At 28.7% G+C, this 17,935-nt stretch carries 30 protein-coding genes; 26 read left to right on the forward strand and 4 right to left on the reverse strand.

Translation table 11 applies throughout. The features are described from left to right. Positions 1–114 precede the first annotated feature (114 nt). Together L3B98_RS14365 and L3B98_RS14370 are read left to right on the forward strand one after the other, a co-directional pair. Positions 115–567: an Lrp/AsnC family transcriptional regulator gene (locus tag L3B98_RS14365; protein WP_238917210.1), complete on the forward strand. Its 453-nt coding sequence runs from the start codon at positions 115–117 to the stop codon at positions 565–567. A gap of 203 nt (positions 568–770) precedes the next feature. Beyond that, the gene (locus L3B98_RS14370) at positions 771–1,001 is read left to right on the forward strand and encodes a hypothetical protein (RefSeq protein WP_015394295.1); all 231 of its coding nucleotides are present in this window, start codon (positions 771–773) and stop codon (positions 999–1,001) included. Positions 1,002–1,076: 75 nt separating this feature from the next. Here the strand turns inward: L3B98_RS14370 and L3B98_RS14375 are convergent, their stop codons facing one another. The 3 genes from L3B98_RS14375 to L3B98_RS14385 form a co-directional block, all read right to left on the reverse strand. Beyond that, positions 1,077–2,126, reverse strand: coding sequence for a site-specific integrase (locus L3B98_RS14375; protein WP_238917288.1), 1,050 nt, complete (start codon positions 2,124–2,126; stop codon positions 1,077–1,079). Between the two features lie 93 nt (positions 2,127–2,219). Continuing rightward, entirely contained in the window at positions 2,220–2,717 is a 498-nt protein-coding gene (locus tag L3B98_RS14380; RefSeq protein WP_238917211.1) for an ImmA/IrrE family metallo-endopeptidase, read from the reverse strand. 124 nt (positions 2,718–2,841) lie between these two features. Then, complete coding sequence (locus tag L3B98_RS14385; RefSeq protein ID WP_238917212.1) at positions 2,842–3,177, reverse strand: helix-turn-helix transcriptional regulator; 336 nt, start codon at positions 3,175–3,177, stop codon at positions 2,842–2,844. 173 nt (positions 3,178–3,350) lie between these two features. Between L3B98_RS14385 and L3B98_RS14390 the strand changes: the two genes are divergently transcribed. From L3B98_RS14390 to L3B98_RS14450, 13 genes are all read left to right on the forward strand, one after another. Beyond that, positions 3,351–3,551, forward strand: coding sequence for a helix-turn-helix transcriptional regulator (locus L3B98_RS14390; protein WP_238917213.1), 201 nt, complete (start codon positions 3,351–3,353; stop codon positions 3,549–3,551). A gap of 44 nt (positions 3,552–3,595) precedes the next feature. Next, positions 3,596–4,030, forward strand: coding sequence for a helix-turn-helix transcriptional regulator (locus L3B98_RS14395; RefSeq protein ID WP_238917214.1), 435 nt, complete (start codon positions 3,596–3,598; stop codon positions 4,028–4,030). Between the two features lie 11 nt (positions 4,031–4,041). Beyond that, positions 4,042–4,224, forward strand: a complete 183-nt coding sequence (locus L3B98_RS14400; protein WP_238917215.1) for a transcriptional regulator — start codon at positions 4,042–4,044, stop codon at positions 4,222–4,224. A 239-nt stretch (positions 4,225–4,463) separates the two neighbouring features. Then, entirely contained in the window at positions 4,464–5,219 is a 756-nt protein-coding gene (locus tag L3B98_RS14405; RefSeq protein ID WP_238917216.1) for a ParA family protein, read from the forward strand. After that, positions 5,207–6,346, forward strand: a complete 1,140-nt coding sequence (locus tag L3B98_RS14410) for a ParB N-terminal domain-containing protein (RefSeq protein WP_238917217.1) — start codon at positions 5,207–5,209, stop codon at positions 6,344–6,346. Before L3B98_RS14405 ends, L3B98_RS14410 begins: the two co-directional genes overlap by 13 nt. Beyond that, positions 6,343–7,182 (forward strand): hypothetical protein, encoded by an 840-nt coding sequence (locus tag L3B98_RS14415; RefSeq protein WP_238917218.1) that lies wholly within the window; start codon positions 6,343–6,345, stop codon positions 7,180–7,182. Before L3B98_RS14410 ends, L3B98_RS14415 begins: the two co-directional genes overlap by 4 nt. A 10-nt stretch (positions 7,183–7,192) precedes the next feature. Further along, on the forward strand, positions 7,193–8,497 hold the full coding sequence (dnaB, locus tag L3B98_RS14420) for a replicative DNA helicase (protein ID WP_238917289.1): 1,305 nt from the start codon (positions 7,193–7,195) through the stop codon (positions 8,495–8,497). A gap of 5 nt (positions 8,498–8,502) precedes the next feature. Continuing rightward, positions 8,503–8,658, forward strand: a complete 156-nt coding sequence (locus tag L3B98_RS14425; protein WP_238917219.1) for a MarR family transcriptional regulator — start codon at positions 8,503–8,505, stop codon at positions 8,656–8,658. Between the two features lie 102 nt (positions 8,659–8,760). Next, positions 8,761–9,003 carry a hypothetical protein gene (locus L3B98_RS14430; protein ID WP_238917220.1) on the forward strand — a complete coding sequence of 81 codons (243 nt, stop codon included), beginning with the start codon at positions 8,761–8,763 and terminating at the stop codon, positions 9,001–9,003. A gap of 130 nt (positions 9,004–9,133) precedes the next feature. Continuing rightward, positions 9,134–9,592, forward strand: coding sequence for a hypothetical protein (locus L3B98_RS14435; protein ID WP_238917221.1), 459 nt, complete (start codon positions 9,134–9,136; stop codon positions 9,590–9,592). 29 nt (positions 9,593–9,621) lie between these two features. After that, complete coding sequence (locus tag L3B98_RS14440) at positions 9,622–9,786, forward strand: hypothetical protein (RefSeq protein WP_238917222.1); 165 nt, start codon at positions 9,622–9,624, stop codon at positions 9,784–9,786. Between the two features lie 36 nt (positions 9,787–9,822). Beyond that, positions 9,823–10,203 carry a hypothetical protein gene (locus tag L3B98_RS14445; protein WP_238917223.1) on the forward strand — a complete coding sequence of 127 codons (381 nt, stop codon included), beginning with the start codon at positions 9,823–9,825 and terminating at the stop codon, positions 10,201–10,203. 22 nt (positions 10,204–10,225) lie between these two features. After that, positions 10,226–10,582 (forward strand): hypothetical protein, encoded by a 357-nt coding sequence (locus L3B98_RS14450; protein WP_238917224.1) that lies wholly within the window; start codon positions 10,226–10,228, stop codon positions 10,580–10,582. Between the two features lie 86 nt (positions 10,583–10,668). Here L3B98_RS14450 and L3B98_RS14455 read toward each other — a convergent pair whose 3' ends face one another. Continuing rightward, a complete protein-coding gene (locus L3B98_RS14455; RefSeq protein WP_238917225.1) occupies positions 10,669–11,070 on the reverse strand; it encodes a hypothetical protein in 402 nt (133 codons plus the stop codon). Positions 11,071–11,200: 130 nt separating this feature from the next. Here L3B98_RS14455 and L3B98_RS14460 point away from each other — a divergent pair, with 130 nt between their 5' ends. The 11 genes from L3B98_RS14460 to L3B98_RS14510 all read left to right on the forward strand — a co-directional run bounded on the left by L3B98_RS14460 (position 11,201) and on the right by L3B98_RS14510 (position 17,883). Then, positions 11,201–12,034, forward strand: a complete 834-nt coding sequence (locus L3B98_RS14460; protein WP_238917226.1) for a hypothetical protein — start codon at positions 11,201–11,203, stop codon at positions 12,032–12,034. 16 nt (positions 12,035–12,050) lie between these two features. Continuing rightward, positions 12,051–12,296: a hypothetical protein gene (locus L3B98_RS14465; protein WP_238917227.1), complete on the forward strand. Its 246-nt coding sequence runs from the start codon at positions 12,051–12,053 to the stop codon at positions 12,294–12,296. A gap of 50 nt (positions 12,297–12,346) precedes the next feature. Then, positions 12,347–12,712, forward strand: coding sequence for a hypothetical protein (locus L3B98_RS14470; protein WP_238917228.1), 366 nt, complete (start codon positions 12,347–12,349; stop codon positions 12,710–12,712). Beyond that, a complete protein-coding gene (locus L3B98_RS14475; RefSeq protein ID WP_238917229.1) occupies positions 12,709–12,912 on the forward strand; it encodes a helix-turn-helix transcriptional regulator in 204 nt (67 codons plus the stop codon). The genes L3B98_RS14470 and L3B98_RS14475 overlap by 4 nt, the downstream gene beginning before the upstream one ends. Positions 12,913–13,020: 108 nt before the next feature. Then, on the forward strand, positions 13,021–14,028 hold the full coding sequence (xerA, locus tag L3B98_RS14480; RefSeq protein WP_238917230.1) for a site-specific tyrosine recombinase/integron integrase: 1,008 nt from the start codon (positions 13,021–13,023) through the stop codon (positions 14,026–14,028). Between the two features lie 127 nt (positions 14,029–14,155). Next, positions 14,156–14,545 carry a nitroreductase gene (locus tag L3B98_RS14485; protein WP_238917231.1) on the forward strand — a complete coding sequence of 130 codons (390 nt, stop codon included), beginning with the start codon at positions 14,156–14,158 and terminating at the stop codon, positions 14,543–14,545. 234 nt (positions 14,546–14,779) lie between these two features. Then, entirely contained in the window at positions 14,780–15,535 is a 756-nt protein-coding gene (locus L3B98_RS14490; protein WP_238917232.1) for a DNA adenine methylase, read from the forward strand. 15 nt (positions 15,536–15,550) lie between these two features. After that, on the forward strand, positions 15,551–15,784 hold the full coding sequence (locus L3B98_RS14495) for a hypothetical protein (RefSeq protein ID WP_238917233.1): 234 nt from the start codon (positions 15,551–15,553) through the stop codon (positions 15,782–15,784). Beyond that, entirely contained in the window at positions 15,781–16,407 is a 627-nt protein-coding gene (locus tag L3B98_RS14500) for a tyrosine-type recombinase/integrase (protein ID WP_238917234.1), read from the forward strand. Before L3B98_RS14495 ends, L3B98_RS14500 begins: the two co-directional genes overlap by 4 nt. Before the next feature lie 387 nt (positions 16,408–16,794). Beyond that, positions 16,795–17,208 (forward strand): hypothetical protein, encoded by a 414-nt coding sequence (locus L3B98_RS14505; protein WP_238917235.1) that lies wholly within the window; start codon positions 16,795–16,797, stop codon positions 17,206–17,208. 72 nt (positions 17,209–17,280) lie between these two features. Beyond that, positions 17,281–17,883, forward strand: a complete 603-nt coding sequence (locus L3B98_RS14510; protein ID WP_238917236.1) for a hypothetical protein — start codon at positions 17,281–17,283, stop codon at positions 17,881–17,883. Positions 17,884–17,935: the final 52 nt, after the last annotated feature.

Here is a 17,935-nt window from a genome sequence, read left to right on the forward strand (position 1 = left end):
TTTCTAATATAAATATATAGATAATCGAATTATTGCAATTAAGTGAAATTATAATGAAATATAAAAGTTTATGACTTGTCTTTCATTAAATTAATATAAGTTGAGGTATTGTATATGGATAAAATTGATCTGAAAATTATTGAACTTTTACAAAAAAATGCGCGCTATCCACTTAAACATATAGCGGAAGAAGTGTTTTTAACAACACCAGCCGTTTCTGCTCGTATTGAAAAATTAGAACAAGCTGGAGTTATTACAGGATATTCAGCACATGTTGACCCTTTGAAATTAGGCTATAATATTAAAGCATTTATTAATTTGGAAATGTCACCAAAACAAAAGCCAGAGTTTTATCCTTTTATTGCTAGCTGCCCAAATGTATTGGAATGCAATTGCGTAACAGGTAAATATTCTATGTTAATAAAAGTTGCATATCACACAACTATAGAGTTAGATACTTTTATTGGAGAGCTACAGAAGTATGGGAATACTGAAACACAAATAGTTTTTTCTACTGCGGTTGAGCATCGAGGATTAGATGTGTCATCAGAAATAGATTGTAAATAGTCATTACTTTTTAAAATTATTTATTGATTAAAACTGTTCTAAATATAGAAGATATATTTGGAACAGTTTTCTTTTTATTGAATAAAATAGAGAATAACTATGGCATTCATATCATAAAATTAGAATAGAATAGAATAAATAAGATTAATGTTAAGGCATATCTATAAAGTGGAATAGTTAATAAATTAAAGGGAGGAAATATTGTGAATGAATATGAAGAAAAATTAAATGAGAATAAGAACATAATATTAAGAAACATAGAGCAAGGTAAGAAAGCTGGTGTAAATAAAATTTCAGCAGTTTTTGCTATAAGTAAGAGAGATGGGATTAGAAAAAATATGGTTACAGATTTAGCTACTTGGTTGATTACTGATGGATATAAAGTTTCTTTAAAGGAGGGGGAATTGGAAATACTAACAATTGAATGGGAATAGAATATGAAATGTATATAAACCCTTTAAAATAAAAGGGTTCGAAATTTATAAAAATATAATCGTACTATAAACGTACTAATATAAATCATTAAGTTTATTAGCAACTGTTTTATCTTTATTTGGGTAAAGATGTGAATAGGTATCTAAAGTAGTTTGTATCTTCTCATGTCCAAGCCTTTCTGATACTAATAGAGGTGTAAAGCCTAGTTCTATTAATAATGAAGCATGAGAATGTCTAAGGTCATGTAGACGAATTACTTTTACTCCACTTTTTTTACATACTCTTTGAAGTTTTAAACATAAAGATTGTTTTAGAAATTCAAAGACTCTATTAGTATCATTATATGAATATAAACTATCAATATAGTCTTTAATATCATTGCAGAGTTCAATTGGAAGGGTAACTACTCTTTTACTTTTAGGTGTTTTAGGAGCTGATATAATATCTTTTTTGTTTAATCTAGAATAACTCTTATTTATATTTAAAGTTCGTTTTTCTAAATCAATATCTTTAAATGTTAAAGCTAACAATTCACCGATTCTTATACCAGTCCAAAATAAGATTTTGAATGCCAAAGCAGATCTAGCATTAGTATCACACTTGATGAATTGCTTGAATTCGTCAAGTGTCCAGAATTGCATTGAATCAGCATTCTTTTTCCCCATACTTCCAGCTTTTAGTGAAGGATTGTTATTTAATCCATAATATTTTATTGCAAAATTAAATATAGAGGTAAGTTGGTTATTGATTGTTCTTAAATATGTTTGCGAATATCCTTTTTCCTTCAATTCATTTTGCCATTTCCTTATATGATTGGAGGTTATACTACTTACATTAATATTTTCAAAATAAGGCAATATTTTTAAATCAATCAAATACTTTTTAGTAGAAAGAGTAGTTGTCCTAACTCTAGTCTTTGAGTCTTCCATGTATAGCTCTACTAAGTTTTTAAAAGTCATATCACAGTTATTTTTTTGTTTAGATAGAAAATCTCGTTCAAAAGCCTTAGCATCACTTTGCTTTTTGAAGCCCTCCTTCTTTTTCTTTTTTCTTAATCCTGTCCAATCTGTATAATAAAATGAACAATACCAGGTACCTCTTTTTTCATCTTTATATGTTGGCATAAAATCAGTCCTTTCTTTCTCAATAATCATATATATAAATACGAAAGTGAATTGTTGGGGAATAATAATATTAACACAAAATATTTATTATAACTAAATTGCACAAGACTCATAAGGCACTTCTTTCTGTATTAATATATCTTTTATTTTACTATATCTATTATCATCAAGAACTATAGAATAAATTTTATATTGAAGCATTTCATTAGTTATATTAAAGTAATTACATATATCATAGGGTGTCGATATGCAATTGCATAATGCTTGCACGAATTCTTCATCGCTTATTAAGAAATTAGCAGCCCATTTTTTAGCTATTTCTTCTTTTTTATTTTTATATAAATTTTCTCGATAATTTTTTGATTTAATTGTTAAATCTCCTGTAGTTGTAAAATGATGTCCAAGTTCTTCTGCTAGAATCGATTTATATTTTCTTGCATCATTTAAAAGAGATTTTTTTATAAATATGACTGGTAAACAATTAGGTAAGTTTAGATATAAGCCAGCCAAATTTTTATATATTATTGAAGGTTCTTCAATAACTATATTTTCTGAATTAATGATTTCAAACATTTTCTTTAATTTTTTCATATGTCCATCACCGCCATTATCAGTATTTATGATATTATTAAAATGCGAATATATGTTCTGGACAAGAGAAACAAAAAGGTGTTCGTAAAGAACACATTTCTAGATAAAATATATTAATATAAAATTATTTTTTATATTTTTGCCTTACATATTCAATAAAACCATTAATCTCTTTTATTGCTTCATCAGGGAGATCATCATAATCAGTATCGCTATGGAGCGCTATTGTTATATTTGGATCAGCAGTGTATTTTTTTATATCTGTCTTTCCAAGAAGATAATCCAATGAAATACTAAAATGCTCTGAAATTTTTAATTTAATTTCATCACTAGGAGTACTATTACCAGTCTCATACATAGAGACTGTAGTCTTACCTACACCAAGTATTTTTCCTAATTCAGCTTGTGTTAAATTATTAGATTTTCGCAATTCTTTTAATCTATCTGCTAATGTAGCCATTTAATAATCTCCTTTGTTAATAGTTCAATTTAATTGTACCTTTTTTTATAGATAAATAAAAGATAAGTCCAAGAAAATTGTTTTTTTATTTAAAAAGATATTGACAATCCAATATTGCTGAACTATTATATAATTAATAAATCCAATTATACTGGACTTAGGGGGTGGATAAAATGAATCAATTATTAAAAAAGCTTAGAGTAGAAAATGGGAAGACACAAAAGGAAGTTGCTAAAGCCCTTGGATACAGTGGTAAAAGTGGCTATTCTATGTTGGAAAATGGTAATGTTGAACTTACTATTTCAAAAGCAAAATTATTAGCTGATTTTTATAAAATTGATCCTAAAATTTTTTTTCAAGAAGTAGTCCAGTAAAACTGGATTTTATTATATTTTAATACTTATAAGGGGGAAAGTGAATGGTACAAGAATACAGAAATATTTACCAAATAGCGAGAGAAAGTAAAGGAGTTACCCAAGAAAAAGCATCAGAACTAATGGATATATCTGTTGATAGCTTAAGGGCTTATGAAGGAGATAGAAGAATCCCGCCAGATAATATTGTTATTAAGATGATTGAAATATTTGATGCTCAACATTTAGCTTATCAACATATGAAGACAAAAACAAAAATAGGTGAAGAATTTTTGCCAGAAGTAAAAATAAAAAACTTAGCTGAAAGTGTTTTAACATTCTTGGACAAGTGTGAAGATCTAGGAAAGATAAAGGCATTAATGATTAAAATATCATGCGATGGAAGAATTGATGAAAATGAACTAGATGATTGGAAAGAAATAATGCTTGAAATAAATAATGTGATTGCAGCAGGAATAGCATTAAAATTTGCAAAATAGGAGTGAACTTTATGGCAGCAAAATTAGAACAAACATACTTAAAAATGGAAGATGTTAAAGAGATTATTGGGGTAAGTGAATCTAAAGCTTATAAAATAATACAAGCATTAAATAAAGAATTAAAATCAAATGGTTATATTGTTGTTGCGGGTAAAGTACCAACTAAATTCTTTAAGGAAAAATATTATTGTTAGGAGGTGTGTCAAAATGTGCAAAATTAAATGTCCACAATTTATCCACAATAGCAATAAATTACGCATCATTGAGGATAAAAATATTAGACAAGTATATTTACTTAAATTTTGTTGTGGAAGTCATACAATATGCAATTTGTGCAAATAAAAAAAGAACCTTACATAAAGGTTCAGCGTTTGAGATACGGAGTAGTGATCCGTATCTCCATTATAAATTATTTGATTGGAGATGTAAAGATATGAAAGTTATAAGTTTTTTAAATATAAAAGGTGGAGTTGCAAAGACAACTTCATGTGTTAATGTTGCAGCATGTTTAGGACAACTTGGCTATGAAGTACTTGTAATTGATAGTGATCCACAAGCAAATGCAACAAGCTCACTAGGAATGTATAACTCAGAAGGTATTGGGATGTATGAATTACTTAAAGGGGAAGAGCAGTCTTATATTAAAAAAACTATTTTTAAAGATGTGTATTTAATACCTTCCAACATTAAGCTAATCGCAAGCGAAGGTGAAATATTGGCAGATACTAAGAAACCTAGAGAAATAAGACTTAGAAAATGGATGAATAGGAGAGATCGTGATTTTGATTTTATATTGATTGATTGCCCTCCAAGTTTAGGTATGCTTACAACTAATGCACTTGCAATAACTGATTATGTGTTAGTGCCAATAAAAATTGATAAATATGCTCTTGATGGGTTTGAATATTTGCTTTCAGTAATTGATGAAGCTAGAGAAAATTTAAATGTAAATCTAAGATTTTTAGGTGCATTTGCAACCATGGATAAAAGAACAAAAGTAAACAAAGAAATCAAAAAGGATTTAAAAAATGTCATTGGGGAAAAGTTTTTTGAACAAACTGTAAGAGAAAATGCAGATGTGATAAAAAGCACATTTGAATTTCAGCCAGTAGTTTATTTTAATCCAAAATCGAATGCAAGTAATGATTATAAAGAATTAACTAAGGAGATAGTATCATGTTTGATTTAAAGTCAATTGCTTCAAAAGTTAATAATTTAGATGCAAAAGACAAATTTAATCTTATGGATATAAACATAGATAAGTTAGTACCAAGTAAAAATAATTTTTATGGTATCAGAGAAGTTGAAGAGCTTGCAGAATCAATTAAAGAAAATGGATTAATGCATAACTTAGTGGTTAGGGGAAAAGATGATGGATTATATGAAATTATATCTGGTGAAAGAAGATATAGAGCATTAAAAAGCCTTGGCTATGAAAAAGTACCATGTCAAATCAAGAATGATTTAAGTGATATTGATGCTGAGCTTATGCTTATCCAGGCTAATGCAGCACAAAGAGAATTAACACCAGCAGAAAAAATGGAGGGCATTAAAAGGCTCGAAGCCATTTATAAACAAAAGCGTGGTAATGGTGAAAAGCTACAAGGTAAGACAAGAGATCTTATAGGAAAAGATTTAGGACTTTCGGGTGTGCAGGTAGGAAGATACAAGAAGGTGGATAAGGATTTGATACCAGATCTTAAAGAGAAACTTGATAAAGAAGAAATAACACTTACACAAGCACATACATTAAGTGGTTTATCAGAATCGGAACAGAAAATTATTCATGAAGAAATAAAAGATTTAGATTCTAAAGAGTCAAAAGAAGAAGTTGATGTACTAGTAAATGGAATTAAGCAATCAGTTGAAAGCAAATTAGATAAAGAATTGATTAATGAAATGTATTCAAGTGAAGTTACAGATTATGATAAAAAACAGGAAAAAGAATCTTTATCAGAAAAATATCTACCAAAAGCTAAAAAGAAGTCTGAATCATTTGAATCAAGGCTAGAGGAATTAAAACAATTAGTAAGCGAATATGACAAGGCTCAATTATTAATAAACGATTATTATAGTGCTTTAAGATTCAGCTTAAAAGAATTTTCGATTGAATATAGAACATTTAAATTCTATGTAGAAGGTCAGGCTAACGTAAGCAGAATAGATTTTCAATGTACTGATCCTAATCAATTTAGAAAAGTTAATGAGATATATTATGAAAGTATAAAAATAAGCGCAAAGGCGGCATTTAAAATTACTTTTGATACTTATCTATTATTTGGAAGTGATTATTCAGAAGGAGGATATGCTAAATGAAATACACAATAGAAGGTTTCTCACAACAAGCCTTAATTGATTTTAATTTAGATGAAAAAGACGCACTTATTTTAAGATATTTTATAGATTTTAAAGATAGTGGAAAAATGACTATGAAAATAATGAATAATAAACCTTACTATTGGTTAAAATCATCATCTTTACTAGAAGAATTGCCAATCATGAAGATAAATAGCAATGATGTATTAAAACGTAGATTAAATAAATTAACAGAATGTAAAGTACTAGAGCATGAGCATGTTAAAGTAGGTGGAAGATTCGCTTTTTATGCAGTTGGAGAAAACTATTATAAATTAGTTACTGATGATACGACCGAAAAGTCGGAAGGTATGCGACCGAAAAGTCGGAAGGATACAACTGAAAAGTCGGAAGAATACGACTCAAAGGTCGGAACAAAAAATCCATCTATTAATCCATCTACTAAATCCTATATATCTTGTGGGGCAGAAAAATCTGTTCCCACGGATAAAGTGCCTTATCAAACTATTATTGATTTGTTTAATAGCACCTGTAAGTCCTTACCAAAGGTTAAGGCTCGGAACAAGACTAGGGATAATCATATAAAAACTATGTATAAGTCACTAGGCATTGAGAAAGTTAAAGAACTATTTACATTAGCAGAAAATAGCGATTATCTTTCAGGAAGAAATATGAAATGGTTGAATTGTAGTTTTGATTGGATAGTCAAAGAAAGTAATTATATAAAAGTTCTGGAAGGTAATTATAACAGGAAACAAAGTAATGTAATTCAGATGCCAACCAAAAACAATGATACAGATATTAAAATTGATAAATCAAAGTTAGGAGAGTTGTAAATTGAATGATATGGATAGGATATTACCAAACAATCTTGAAGCAGAACAAGCAGTTTTAGGGTGCATAATAAATGATTCAGATAAGATTATAGATATTGATTTTTTACTTACAGAAGATTTTTATCTCAGCAAACATAAGAAGCTTTATGAAGTAATAAAATCACTTTTTAATAAAAAAATAGCAGTAGATTTAGTTACAGTTTTAGAGGAAGTACGAAAAGGAAACATCATTGATGAATGTGGTGGAGTGACATATATAACTGAGCTATCAACCTCATATTTTATGAGCATGAATGTTAATTCATATGCACATATAGTCAAGGAAAAGTCTAATAGGAGAAAGTTAATTAAGACAAGCAGATTACTTTTAGAAAGTGCTTATGATGAAGATATCAAGGATATTATTGATAAAACAGAAAACAATCTATATGAAATTGCAGTAAATCAGAACACAAGTGATATTGTAACGATAGATAAAGCAGTAGAAAATGCGTTTAGAAAATTAGAAGAAAGATTCAATAATGGTGGAGATTTAATTGGAATTTCAACAGGGTTTATAGATCTAGACAGAATAACAAGTGGGCTTTCTAAACAGGATTTCATAATTATAGCAGGCAGACCTTCAATGGGTAAAACTGCTTTCGCACTTAATATGGGACAAGCAGCGTCAAAAGATGTTAGTGTAGCAATATTTTCTCTTGAAATGTCAGAAGACCAATTGGTAAATAGATTACTATCTGCTAAATGCTTAATTGATTATGCAAAAGTTAAAACAGGAAAATTAGACAATAAAGAGTTTGAAAATATTGCTATAGGTTCAAATGAATTAATGACAAGAAAATTAATAATAGATGACACCACAACACTTTTAAGTGATATAAAGGCTAAGTGTAGAAAGTTGAAAATTCAAAAGGGATTAGATCTTGTAATAATAGATTACTTGCAACTAATAAGAACAACATTAAAAACATCAAGCAGAGAACAGGAAGTTTCACACATTTCGAGGGAACTTAAAGCATTAGCAAAAGAATTAGATATTACTATGATTGCACTATCACAATTATCTCGTGCTCCAGAGCAAAGGGCAGATCATAGACCAATATTATCAGACTTAAGAGAATCAGGGTCTATAGAACAGGATGCAGATGTAATTATGTTTTTATATAGGGATGAATATTACAACAAGGAAACAGAAGATAAAAATATTGCTGAAGTTATTACAGCCAAGAATAGAAATGGTGAAACTACAACGACTAAGCTTGCTTGGCTAGGAAAATTTCAAAGGTTTGGAAATTTAGATGTTATAAGGGGGTAATTTGCATGATAGAAGTTAATGATGCAGTAAATAAAGTTGTTAATGCATATTTTGAAAATCCTAATAAAACCTTGAAAGAAATATTTCAAGAATACACAGAAAATTTTTCAGAAGAAGAAACTAAAGCTTTTTATGAGAAATTAAAAATAATAGTAAGCTAACGTGCAGGACTAGGATCATTGGCAGGGATTACAAATTGTTAATGTTAAGGTTACTGCAATAAAAAATACAAGAGGAGAAATCCTCTTGTAGAAAATAAGGTGATGAATATTAGGATAAATAAAGCAATTGAATATAAATTTCTTGAAGCATGGGAAAAGAGTATTGATGATACTAACATAATAATAACAAGTAAGAGCAGCGGAGATAGTTACAAAATAGATATATCAGAAAAGAAAAATAAACTTAAATTTTATAATCCAACAATATCTTCATGGCAGCCATGCACGTATGTGTTACCAGAAGAGATATTTAATCCTTGGTATATTACAAAGAATGGAGAGTGAGAAACATGGAAGGATGGCAAATTAGACTAATAGTAAGAACTTTTATTTTGTATTTTAATCCAGAAAAGTTTGAATTTATGGCAGTTGATAGAAAAAGAAAATAAATAATATGTAAATGGAGGCAAAGAGCATGAGGGTATTAAAGGAACCTGGAACACATGGTGGATTCAATGTAATAGTTAAAATAGGTAGCAGAGTAAACAAAAGTTATTTTCAAGCTCCAAGTGAAAGTGTGGATCACGCTGGAAAAGAGTATGTACAAGATCGTTTTCCACTTTTAAATACTAAAAAAAGAATTGAGGATTTTAAAAGATTATATAAGAATTTATGGATTGAAATAGATGAATCTAAACTTGATTTAATGAAGCATTGCATTGGGTTACCTTATTCAAAAAAACCGTATAGAAATTATTTTTGCACCAATGAAGATGATGAAGATTGGAATTTCTTAGTCGGAAAAGGGTTGGCAATAAAAGGTGAAAATAAAGTTAATGTTGAGACAAATTGTATATACTTTTGGTTAAGCCGCCAGGGTGTTGAGTTTGTATTAAATAAGCCAATCAGTGAGGAATTTTACAAAGAGCTGTAATTTGTAGATTCAAGAAAGGAGTTAGCACTATGGCTAAATGTAATTTTGAAAGTGATTGTAATGGAACAGGAAAGTGTTGTTTAGAGTGTAATGAATTATGCTTTTGTGACCATGTATGCAAAATATTAGATAAGGATGCGACAAAAGCTGAATTAATAAAGAGAATGAAAAACTGTGATTGGTATGAAAAGTAATTCAGAAGATGTAGATTAGTGAAAGGGTGTTAGTAAATGATTAATGAGGAAGCAAGAGAGTATTTTAAAAGTAAAGGATTAAACTATAAAAATATTGACATGAAATCATTAGATGTATTAGCAGATAAATTAGTTTTAAACTTAGAAAAATATAAGTTAGAAGGTGGTTTTCATGCTCAACAAATGGACATGAAACTAAGAAAAAGAACTAAAAATGATAAAAAATTCGATAAATCTGGTTTAGTTCGTGCAAAATTTTATATTGATGGCAGCTACTTCAATAAAAGAGAAGGTATAACATTTCATGAAGGTGGATTTATAGGATTCGCTGGGGAATTTAGCACAGTTAACACGCAACCGATACTAAAGGCATTTATTGAATGGTGCGATTATTTAGCAAAAAATAAAGTTGCGTAATGCGTAGAGGTTGGAGGAGATTATGATAAAACAATTAATTTGTAAAATTAAAGAAAATGCCACAGATGATTGGAATTTAGTAGCTGGATTAGATATAGCAGTTGTTGATTTACAAGAAAATTCAAATAAATTTTTAGTATTAAGACCTATTAAATTAGATCAAATGGAAGAATTTTTTAAAGTAATGCATGAAACATTTGGTAAAAATGAATTCTATGAAGATTATGATTATTTTGTATGTTATGCAGTCAGTGAAGAGTGTGACGATATTCTATTAACAATAACTAGAGATAATTTAGAAGAAATAAGAGAAGCAACTGAAGAAGAAATATTAAAGAAAAATCATAATTGGGATAACTATAAAAATCAATCACAATAATTCAGAACATGTAAAAATGACGTAGTAATGAAAATATTTAAAGTAGAAAAAGCACTTAAAATCTAAGTGCGTAAAAATCAATATATTTAACTATGAAGGTCTTTGTTCATAGATTTGATAATTTTTTTCTTAAGAGCTTCATACTTTTCCTCGTTTATAGCTACTTCATTAAAATGAGAGCTTAATTCATCTAATAAAGCACGTATTTTATCATTAGACATTAAATATGCTAATTTATGAATTTCTAGATATTCACGATTTATGGGTTGTTCATTAATAATATTTTCATTTAATTCATGAACCCAGGAGTCTAGATGTTCGATATTGATACAAAAACGTTTATAAATATCAGATTTTTCGTTATAAAATAAATCAGTATTTTTTAATTTTAATTGATAATGGTTATTTATTAATGCAGTAAATATTGGTGCGATTATAGCAGTTATAGCAGTACCACAAGCAATAATAACGGATAAAGTTAATTCCATATTTTCACCTTCCTTTAATATGATTTTATCATATATTGGAAGACAGATAATATAAAAAGTAAACAAAATAATAAAAATCGGAGTAATACTAGTTAAATGTATGCGCATACCTCCAGACGTGGAGGGAAGAATGAAAATATTAAGTTGTGGAGCAGGAATGCAAAGTACTGCTTTGGCATTAATGAGTTGTGAAAATAAAAAGTATGGAATAAAACACTCATTAGTACCTATTTATGATGTGATCCTGTTTTGCGATTTAGGGAATGAACCAAGATGGGTATATGATCAAGTATATTTTATAAAGTGTGCATGTGAAGATGCAGGAATACAATTCTATATTTTAGAGAGTAGCTTACATTCTGATTATATAAAGAATTTTGGAAAATCGAGAGTTGTAAGCATACCATTTTGGACTATAGATGAAAACGGCAAAAAAGGTAAGATGATGAGAAATTGCACTTTAGATTATAAGATCAATGTAATGCAGAAATTTATTAGAACTGAATTGCTAGGATATAGAAAAGGTCAACGAACTAAGGTGGAAGATATTAAAGCTCATGAAATGCATTTAGGGTTTTCAATTGAAGAAAAACATAGATGCAAGGAGAATCCGCATAAAATGTTTGTTAATAAGTTCCCTTTATGTGATATGGATCTAGAAAGAAAAGATAATTTTGCTTATATAAAAGATGTGTGGGGATTAGAAACAAAAGCAAGTGCATGTACATTTTGTCCGTTCCATAGAAATTATTTCTTTAAGCACCTAAAAAATAATTATAAAGAAGAATATGAAAGTGTTTTAGAATTTGATGATCTATTAGAAAAAGGACAACCTAATACAAAAATTAGAAGTAAATTGTATATATCAAGAAGTAGGAAAAGAATTAAGGATCTAACAGATGAAGAATGCAATGATAAAGAATGTTTTAAATATAAAGATGAACTTATTTGGAATGGATTTTAGAAAGTGAGGTAGAGTAATGAATAAGTTTCCAATACTCGGTTCAAAACCAAAAGAATATATTCCATTGGATATAATAAAATCACATGAAAAACAAGCATTTAGGAATCATAGCCAAACGTTAAAACGACTAGCCGAGCGTGGCGGATTAGGTTGGATTGAAGCCTTATGTGTCTTAGAAGATAGGGAGTATGATTTTCATACTAAATTAACAGAAGATGATGCAAGAACTAAAGTTTTAGAAATAGTTAATTTGAAAAAGTAATGCGCAATACTAAGATTTGGTAAATAAAAAATGAAAGTGAGGAATAAGTTATGGAAAATTTATGGTTCAATGAAGATGATGATAGGGTAAGTGGCTATAAGGCTTGTTTTGAGAGTAAAGAAGATTTTATAAAAGCAGCTAATAAGCTTCATGTAGAACAAACTGGATATGGTTGCATTGTTGATGAAGTTGAGTGCAATGTATGTTTAATAACAGAAGATACATTAAAGGGAGAAAGCATTTATTTATTAGAAGAAAGTGGAGCTGAGATTGCAACTTTATACTATGCTGATTGTGAGAGTTTAGAGTCTTATGATTTAAAGGATGGTAATGGAACTGTAAAACTTAATGATGGTACTGTAGTGGATTTAAAAGGAGAAATAATAGAAAGTCCAAGAAGTGAGGTAGAACGATGAACATAGGATTAATGATTGCAACAGAAAGAACTAAAGCAAATTTATCTACAAAAAAATTAGCTGAAGCGGTTGGGTGTAGTTCAAGAGCTATTGAATATTGGGAAGCTGGTAAAAGAAAAATCAGCTTTGAATATGCAGATAAAATCTTTAAGGCATTAGGAAAAACAATTACTATTGGTGTTAAAAATAACGAACAATAGTGCGTAATTCTAATGACGGATGAAAGGATTGATTGAAAAATAATTCTAATAAGGTGTTCTTCATGAACACCTTAGAAAAGTAATACACCAAAGGAAAGGACTGATATAATGAGCAACTCAAACGAAGAAGCCAGTATAAGACTATTAGGGAAAATAACATTGCTAATACCGATATTAGAACAAAACTTAAGTTTACAATTAGAAGTTAAAAGAAAAATTGATGAAACTTTGTATGATTATGAAATACAAAGTAAGTGCACTGATTTAGTTGCAAGTGATATAGAAGAAAAAGCTGCAATATTTTTAGCTTGCAAAAGGCTAGAAGGACTAAGCGAAAAGACAATTGAAAATTATAGATTATTTTTAAATAAATTGGATCAATTCTTTACTAAACCTTGTAGTACGATAAGCACAATGGATTTAAGGATGTTTTTAGCAATTATGAGTAAGTGCAAACAAGCTAGTACAGTAAATGGTTATATAACAACATTAAAAGGCTTTTTCGGTTGGTTGCAAGCAGAAGAATATATTTTAAAAAATCCTGCTTATTTATTAAAACAAACTAAAATACCTAAAGTTATTAGAGAACCATTTAAGGCTGAGAATGTTGAAAAGTTAAGGGAATCTTGTAAAACTGAAAAGGAAAAGTGTCTATTTGAATTACTGGATAGTACAGCATGTCGGATATCAGAGTTAGATGATATCAAATTAGAGGATATTAATTTTGCTGAGAGAAGTATAAAGGTTACTGGTAAAGGTGATAAGCAAAGAATAGTTTATTTTTCAACAAAAGCCAAGATACACATTCAAGAATATTTAAAAATTAGAAAAGGAGAATCTGAGTATTTATTTATATCAGATAAATCTCCACATCAGCATATTAGAGTAAGAGCTCTGCAATTAATATTAAGTAAGATTAAGAAAAGGGCAGATGTAAAAGAGCGAGTGCATTGTCATAAATTCAGACGTACACAAGCGACAAGGCTACTTAATAGTGGAATGAGAATTGAAGCAGTACAGGGGATACTTGGACATACTACTCCAAGTACAACTCAAATATATGCACAACTTAGTCAAGAAAATCTAAGGAATGAATATAGAAAATTGGTGATTTAAATTAAAATAAAAAAAGTGTTCGTAACGAACACCTTTGCGCATTAGAGAATAGCCTTGGAACGTCAGTTCTCTAATTAACCTATCTAAATTATAGCATAAAAGTTAAATGAAGGATAGGTGATAAATTTTGAAAGTTGATGAAATTAAATTTAAAGAATATAGAGATAGAATTGAAGATAATTTAAAAAAATATCCATATTATCAGGTATCAATAGAAATGCCAGGATTAGGTTCTACATCAATACCAAATGGACTTTTAAGCAATAATATTGTTGCAGATCCAGTTGGAAATATGGTTGCAGATGATGAGTATAAAAGAAATTTAGTTAATAAAGTTAACTATGTATTTGATAGATTGCCTGAAAATAGTAAAAGAATAGTTGAATGTGCATACTTTATGGATGGCGTAATGAGCAATGATGAAGTAATCGAAGAATTAAATATAAATAAAAATAAATATTATGATTTAAAGAAGAATGCATTGTATAAGTTTGGAATTGTGTTTGGATATTTTTAAACTTTCATAGATTAAGGAAAAAACAGGGAATATTTTGGGATTATTTTATGACTAAAAAGGGAATATTTCGGGATTATTTTGTATACAAAATCAAAATAAAAATATAAAATTTATGTATGGTCAAAAATTATATAAAAGTCCTTTAAAGATACCTCTAGAGATATAGGTATCTTTTTGATTTTGTTACGATTAGGTGTGTATTTAATCTAAAATCAAAAAGAGGAGTGATAACATATGCTAAAGCCACCGATTTGCAGAATGGGAGGAAAAAGTAAACTAAGGAAAACAATAATAGAAATGATTCCAGAGCATACATGCTATGTGGAATTATTTTTTGGAGCAGGATGGGTTTATTTTGGTAAACAGCCATCTAAGGTTGAAGTTATTAATGATATTGATAAAGAATTAATTAATCTATTTAATATGATTAAGTACCATGCTCCAGAAGTAGAAAGGCAACTTGAATTTGAATTTTCAGGTAGGGATGTGTTTGAAAAATATAAAAATTATACTTTAGAATACCTTACAGAGATACATAGAGCTGTAAGGTTTTTATATTTAATAACACAGAGCTTCGCAGGTAAAGGAAATAATTATGGTTATGGAACAAACACAAAACCATCACCACAAATATTCTACAAAAATGTATTACAAGAATTAAGAGAAAGATTAAGGAACACATACGTAGAGAATTTATCATTTGAAAAGATAATTGACAAGTATGACAGGAATTATACTTTTTTCTTTTGCGATCCACCATATGTTCAAACAGCTGGATATGATAGTAGTTTTGGAGAAACAGAGCATTTAATCTTAAAAAATAAGCTCAGTAATTTAAAAGGCAAATTTCTACTAACAATTAATGATCATCCAGAGGTAAGAGAATGGTATAAGGATTTCAATTTAAAAGAAGTTGAAGTTAATTATTCTATATCAAGGGAGCAGAATGCTAGAAAGAATTATTCAGAATTAATTATAACTAATTATTAAGGAAAGGGTGAGAGCATGGAATCGATATATACAACATTTTTATGTAAAAGATCAAGATGCAAAAAAGAGACAATTTTAGTTACAGAGGAAGTGGAAGATACATTAAAAAAAGGTGGATTTATTTCATGCTCTCATTGTGGCTGTAAAGATACATCTCCTATAAGCGCAACAGATGATTTTAGAAAGTGCATGGATCATGCTGTATATAAGAGGAAACATGGTGCACTTAGGCAGGTGCGTTCAGGGTGAAGAAGAAGGGCAAAAATACATCAATGACAATAAAAAACCCTGAAGACTTAAAAAGAATTGCATTAAGGTTAAAAGAAGTTGATTATCCAGCTTATATACTATGGACGATAGCTATAGGAACTGGATTTAGAGGCGGAGACTTAGTAAAATTAACCGTTTCAGATATAAAAAAATCCATAGAAACAGGAAGAATAAGTATACTAGAAGAAAAAACAGAACATTCAAGAAAGAAGAAGTTTGAACGTGAAGAAATTCTTCCAAGTAAGTTACTAAATCTGTTAAAAGATTATGTCTATGGAAAAAGTGATGCGGCCTATATTTATCCTGCTCCAAGATCTAGTGGAAAAGGGGGATTGAAGCAGCATGTAAGACGTGATCGATTAGGAAAGATATATAAAAATGTAGCTGTTGAGTTAGGGATATGTAAAGAATCTGAGACTATTGGTACCCATACACCTAGAAAATCATATGGATATAGACAATATATCAAACATGAAAAAGATATAAATTTTGTTCAAAGATTATTTGGACATGCTAAAAGAGAAACGACATTAGCTTATATTGGGGTGGATGATGATATTGGAGAAGATTCAGCTAAAACTATGAATGATTACATTTTTTAATATTTTTTTACCATTAAAAACTCACTTTTCTATAGACGAGTTTAAAAGGTTAAAAAAGTTAATGCATATTATTGTAGAAAAAGAAAATTGGAAATGACTTACTCTTTCTGTAAGTGAGTTTATATAGACTCATAAATCAGAGAAAAATAGAGCATTGAAAATAGTCCATGAAAGAGCTGGATTAAATCTTGCATGAGAAGTTCATTCTATAAAAAACAATCCGAGTACAACTTAATTAAAATGTTTATTGTGTAAGTAAAGAAAAGGGCTGACTTAGGATTCATTCTATAAAAATTATATATAACGTCTTAGTTTTACATAGAATAATATTGTAAATTATAGTATAATAAATATACCAAAATTTACATATAGAAAGAGGGAGTTAGAATGCCATTACAATTTATACAAAAAGCTGATATAGTGGATAAGAAATTAGACGAATCGATTATGGAGTTGATTGGTGACGGTAAAAAAAATGTATTTATAGATGAGAGGTATTTTAAAGGATTAACATCACATAATATATTCAATGTAGCAGATGAGTTAGGTGAGTGTGAGATCGATGGAATAAAGGCAATAAGAAAATTAGGTGCAGTATATTTAAGTGACCCAAATTTAAATTTTATTGATAAAAATAATGCAGTATTTTCAATAGCGCCATCTTTAAAGTATAGTAAAAATGGGGACAAGATAACTACGATAGAACACATAATAGTTTATAGTCAATATGATTTAATAGTTAACATTGACAATGTAAATAAATATAATCTAATAGTTGTTTCGTATGTAGAAGCTCTATAATATGTATAGCAATTTAAGCAGTATCTAATCATGGTACTGTTTTTATATTATCTAATTTTTAGAGGTGAGAATATGATTTTTACAGAAAATCAAAGTAATAGTATATATGATGGCGTCTATGATTGGTTATCTGTACAGAAACCTGGCGATAGATACAGCAAAGGTAGATTGAAATATTATCAAAAGAACATATGGGAGCCAATTATACAAGTTGTTAGCGAGTTATCTAATAAATCTAATTTACGTGAAGAAGAAAAAGAATTTTTAAAATTGGTGGTTTATAATGGTACTATTTTTAGAATACAAAGATATTCTAGTAGAGCTAAAGGTTATATAGAAGAAAATGGATTTTATCAATCATGGTCGAGTGGTATAGATGGAATAGCTAATATTACTAATTATAGTGGCAATGTTTTATTGATTATTGGCGATGCAGTTAACGGAATTGATGTTTTTGGATTGCTTTGTTTTTTAATGAAATATAAAAAAATAACTAAAATAAATTTAGGAAAATATCCAGATAATTTATGTAAATATGAAAAAGAACAGGAGATTGAATATCCAATTCTGTCTGAAAATATAAAAAGAATTATAGCTGTAGATAAAGTGAAGATTCAAGATTGGAAAAATAATATAATAGAAATTATTCCTAAAAGTAAATGGAAAAGAAATTAAATAAATTTTTATAATATTTTTTTATAATTCTAAAAAGAGGTGTATACTTAAA

Origin of the sequence: Clostridium sp. YIM B02555 (genome assembly GCF_022320955.1) — a bacterium.
Taxonomy (GTDB): Bacteria; Bacillota; Clostridia; order Clostridiales; family Clostridiaceae; genus Clostridium; species Clostridium saccharoperbutylacetonicum.

Excerpts from the sequence above, each read along its gene's own strand:
- L3B98_RS14430 (WP_238917220.1), top strand. The coding sequence starts at position 8,761 with ATGAATATTAGGATAAATAAAGCAATTGAATATAAATTTCTTGAAGCA.
- L3B98_RS14365 (WP_238917210.1), top strand. The coding sequence starts at position 115 with ATGGATAAAATTGATCTGAAAATTATTGAACTTTTACAAAAAAATGCG.
- L3B98_RS14460 (WP_238917226.1), top strand. The coding sequence starts at position 11,201 with ATGAAAATATTAAGTTGTGGAGCAGGAATGCAAAGTACTGCTTTGGCA.
- L3B98_RS14510 (WP_238917236.1), top strand. The coding sequence starts at position 17,281 with ATGATTTTTACAGAAAATCAAAGTAATAGTATATATGATGGCGTCTAT.
- L3B98_RS14380 (WP_238917211.1), bottom strand. The coding sequence starts at position 2,717 with ATGAAAAAATTAAAGAAAATGTTTGAAATCATTAATTCAGAAAATATA.
- L3B98_RS14490 (WP_238917232.1), top strand. The coding sequence starts at position 14,780 with ATGCTAAAGCCACCGATTTGCAGAATGGGAGGAAAAAGTAAACTAAGG.
- L3B98_RS14445 (WP_238917223.1), top strand. The coding sequence starts at position 9,823 with ATGATTAATGAGGAAGCAAGAGAGTATTTTAAAAGTAAAGGATTAAAC.
- L3B98_RS14405 (WP_238917216.1), top strand. The coding sequence starts at position 4,464 with ATGAAAGTTATAAGTTTTTTAAATATAAAAGGTGGAGTTGCAAAGACA.
- L3B98_RS14435 (WP_238917221.1), top strand. The coding sequence starts at position 9,134 with ATGAGGGTATTAAAGGAACCTGGAACACATGGTGGATTCAATGTAATA.
- L3B98_RS14470 (WP_238917228.1), top strand. The coding sequence starts at position 12,347 with ATGGAAAATTTATGGTTCAATGAAGATGATGATAGGGTAAGTGGCTAT.
- L3B98_RS14390 (WP_238917213.1), top strand. The coding sequence starts at position 3,351 with ATGAATCAATTATTAAAAAAGCTTAGAGTAGAAAATGGGAAGACACAA.
- L3B98_RS14415 (WP_238917218.1), top strand. The coding sequence starts at position 6,343 with ATGAAATACACAATAGAAGGTTTCTCACAACAAGCCTTAATTGATTTT.
- L3B98_RS14395 (WP_238917214.1), top strand. The coding sequence starts at position 3,596 with ATGGTACAAGAATACAGAAATATTTACCAAATAGCGAGAGAAAGTAAA.
- L3B98_RS14465 (WP_238917227.1), top strand. The coding sequence starts at position 12,051 with ATGAATAAGTTTCCAATACTCGGTTCAAAACCAAAAGAATATATTCCA.
- L3B98_RS14440 (WP_238917222.1), top strand. The coding sequence starts at position 9,622 with ATGGCTAAATGTAATTTTGAAAGTGATTGTAATGGAACAGGAAAGTGT.
- L3B98_RS14400 (WP_238917215.1), top strand. The coding sequence starts at position 4,042 with ATGGCAGCAAAATTAGAACAAACATACTTAAAAATGGAAGATGTTAAA.
- dnaB (WP_238917289.1), top strand. The coding sequence starts at position 7,193 with ATGGATAGGATATTACCAAACAATCTTGAAGCAGAACAAGCAGTTTTA.
- L3B98_RS14375 (WP_238917288.1), bottom strand. The coding sequence starts at position 2,126 with ATGCCAACATATAAAGATGAAAAAAGAGGTACCTGGTATTGTTCATTT.
- L3B98_RS14495 (WP_238917233.1), top strand. The coding sequence starts at position 15,551 with ATGGAATCGATATATACAACATTTTTATGTAAAAGATCAAGATGCAAA.
- L3B98_RS14450 (WP_238917224.1), top strand. The coding sequence starts at position 10,226 with ATGATAAAACAATTAATTTGTAAAATTAAAGAAAATGCCACAGATGAT.
- L3B98_RS14410 (WP_238917217.1), top strand. The coding sequence starts at position 5,207 with ATGTTTGATTTAAAGTCAATTGCTTCAAAAGTTAATAATTTAGATGCA.
- L3B98_RS14455 (WP_238917225.1), bottom strand. The coding sequence starts at position 11,070 with ATGGAATTAACTTTATCCGTTATTATTGCTTGTGGTACTGCTATAACT.
- L3B98_RS14425 (WP_238917219.1), top strand. The coding sequence starts at position 8,503 with ATGATAGAAGTTAATGATGCAGTAAATAAAGTTGTTAATGCATATTTT.
- L3B98_RS14505 (WP_238917235.1), top strand. The coding sequence starts at position 16,795 with ATGCCATTACAATTTATACAAAAAGCTGATATAGTGGATAAGAAATTA.
- L3B98_RS14475 (WP_238917229.1), top strand. The coding sequence starts at position 12,709 with ATGAACATAGGATTAATGATTGCAACAGAAAGAACTAAAGCAAATTTA.
- xerA (WP_238917230.1), top strand. The coding sequence starts at position 13,021 with ATGAGCAACTCAAACGAAGAAGCCAGTATAAGACTATTAGGGAAAATA.
- L3B98_RS14385 (WP_238917212.1), bottom strand. The coding sequence starts at position 3,177 with ATGGCTACATTAGCAGATAGATTAAAAGAATTGCGAAAATCTAATAAT.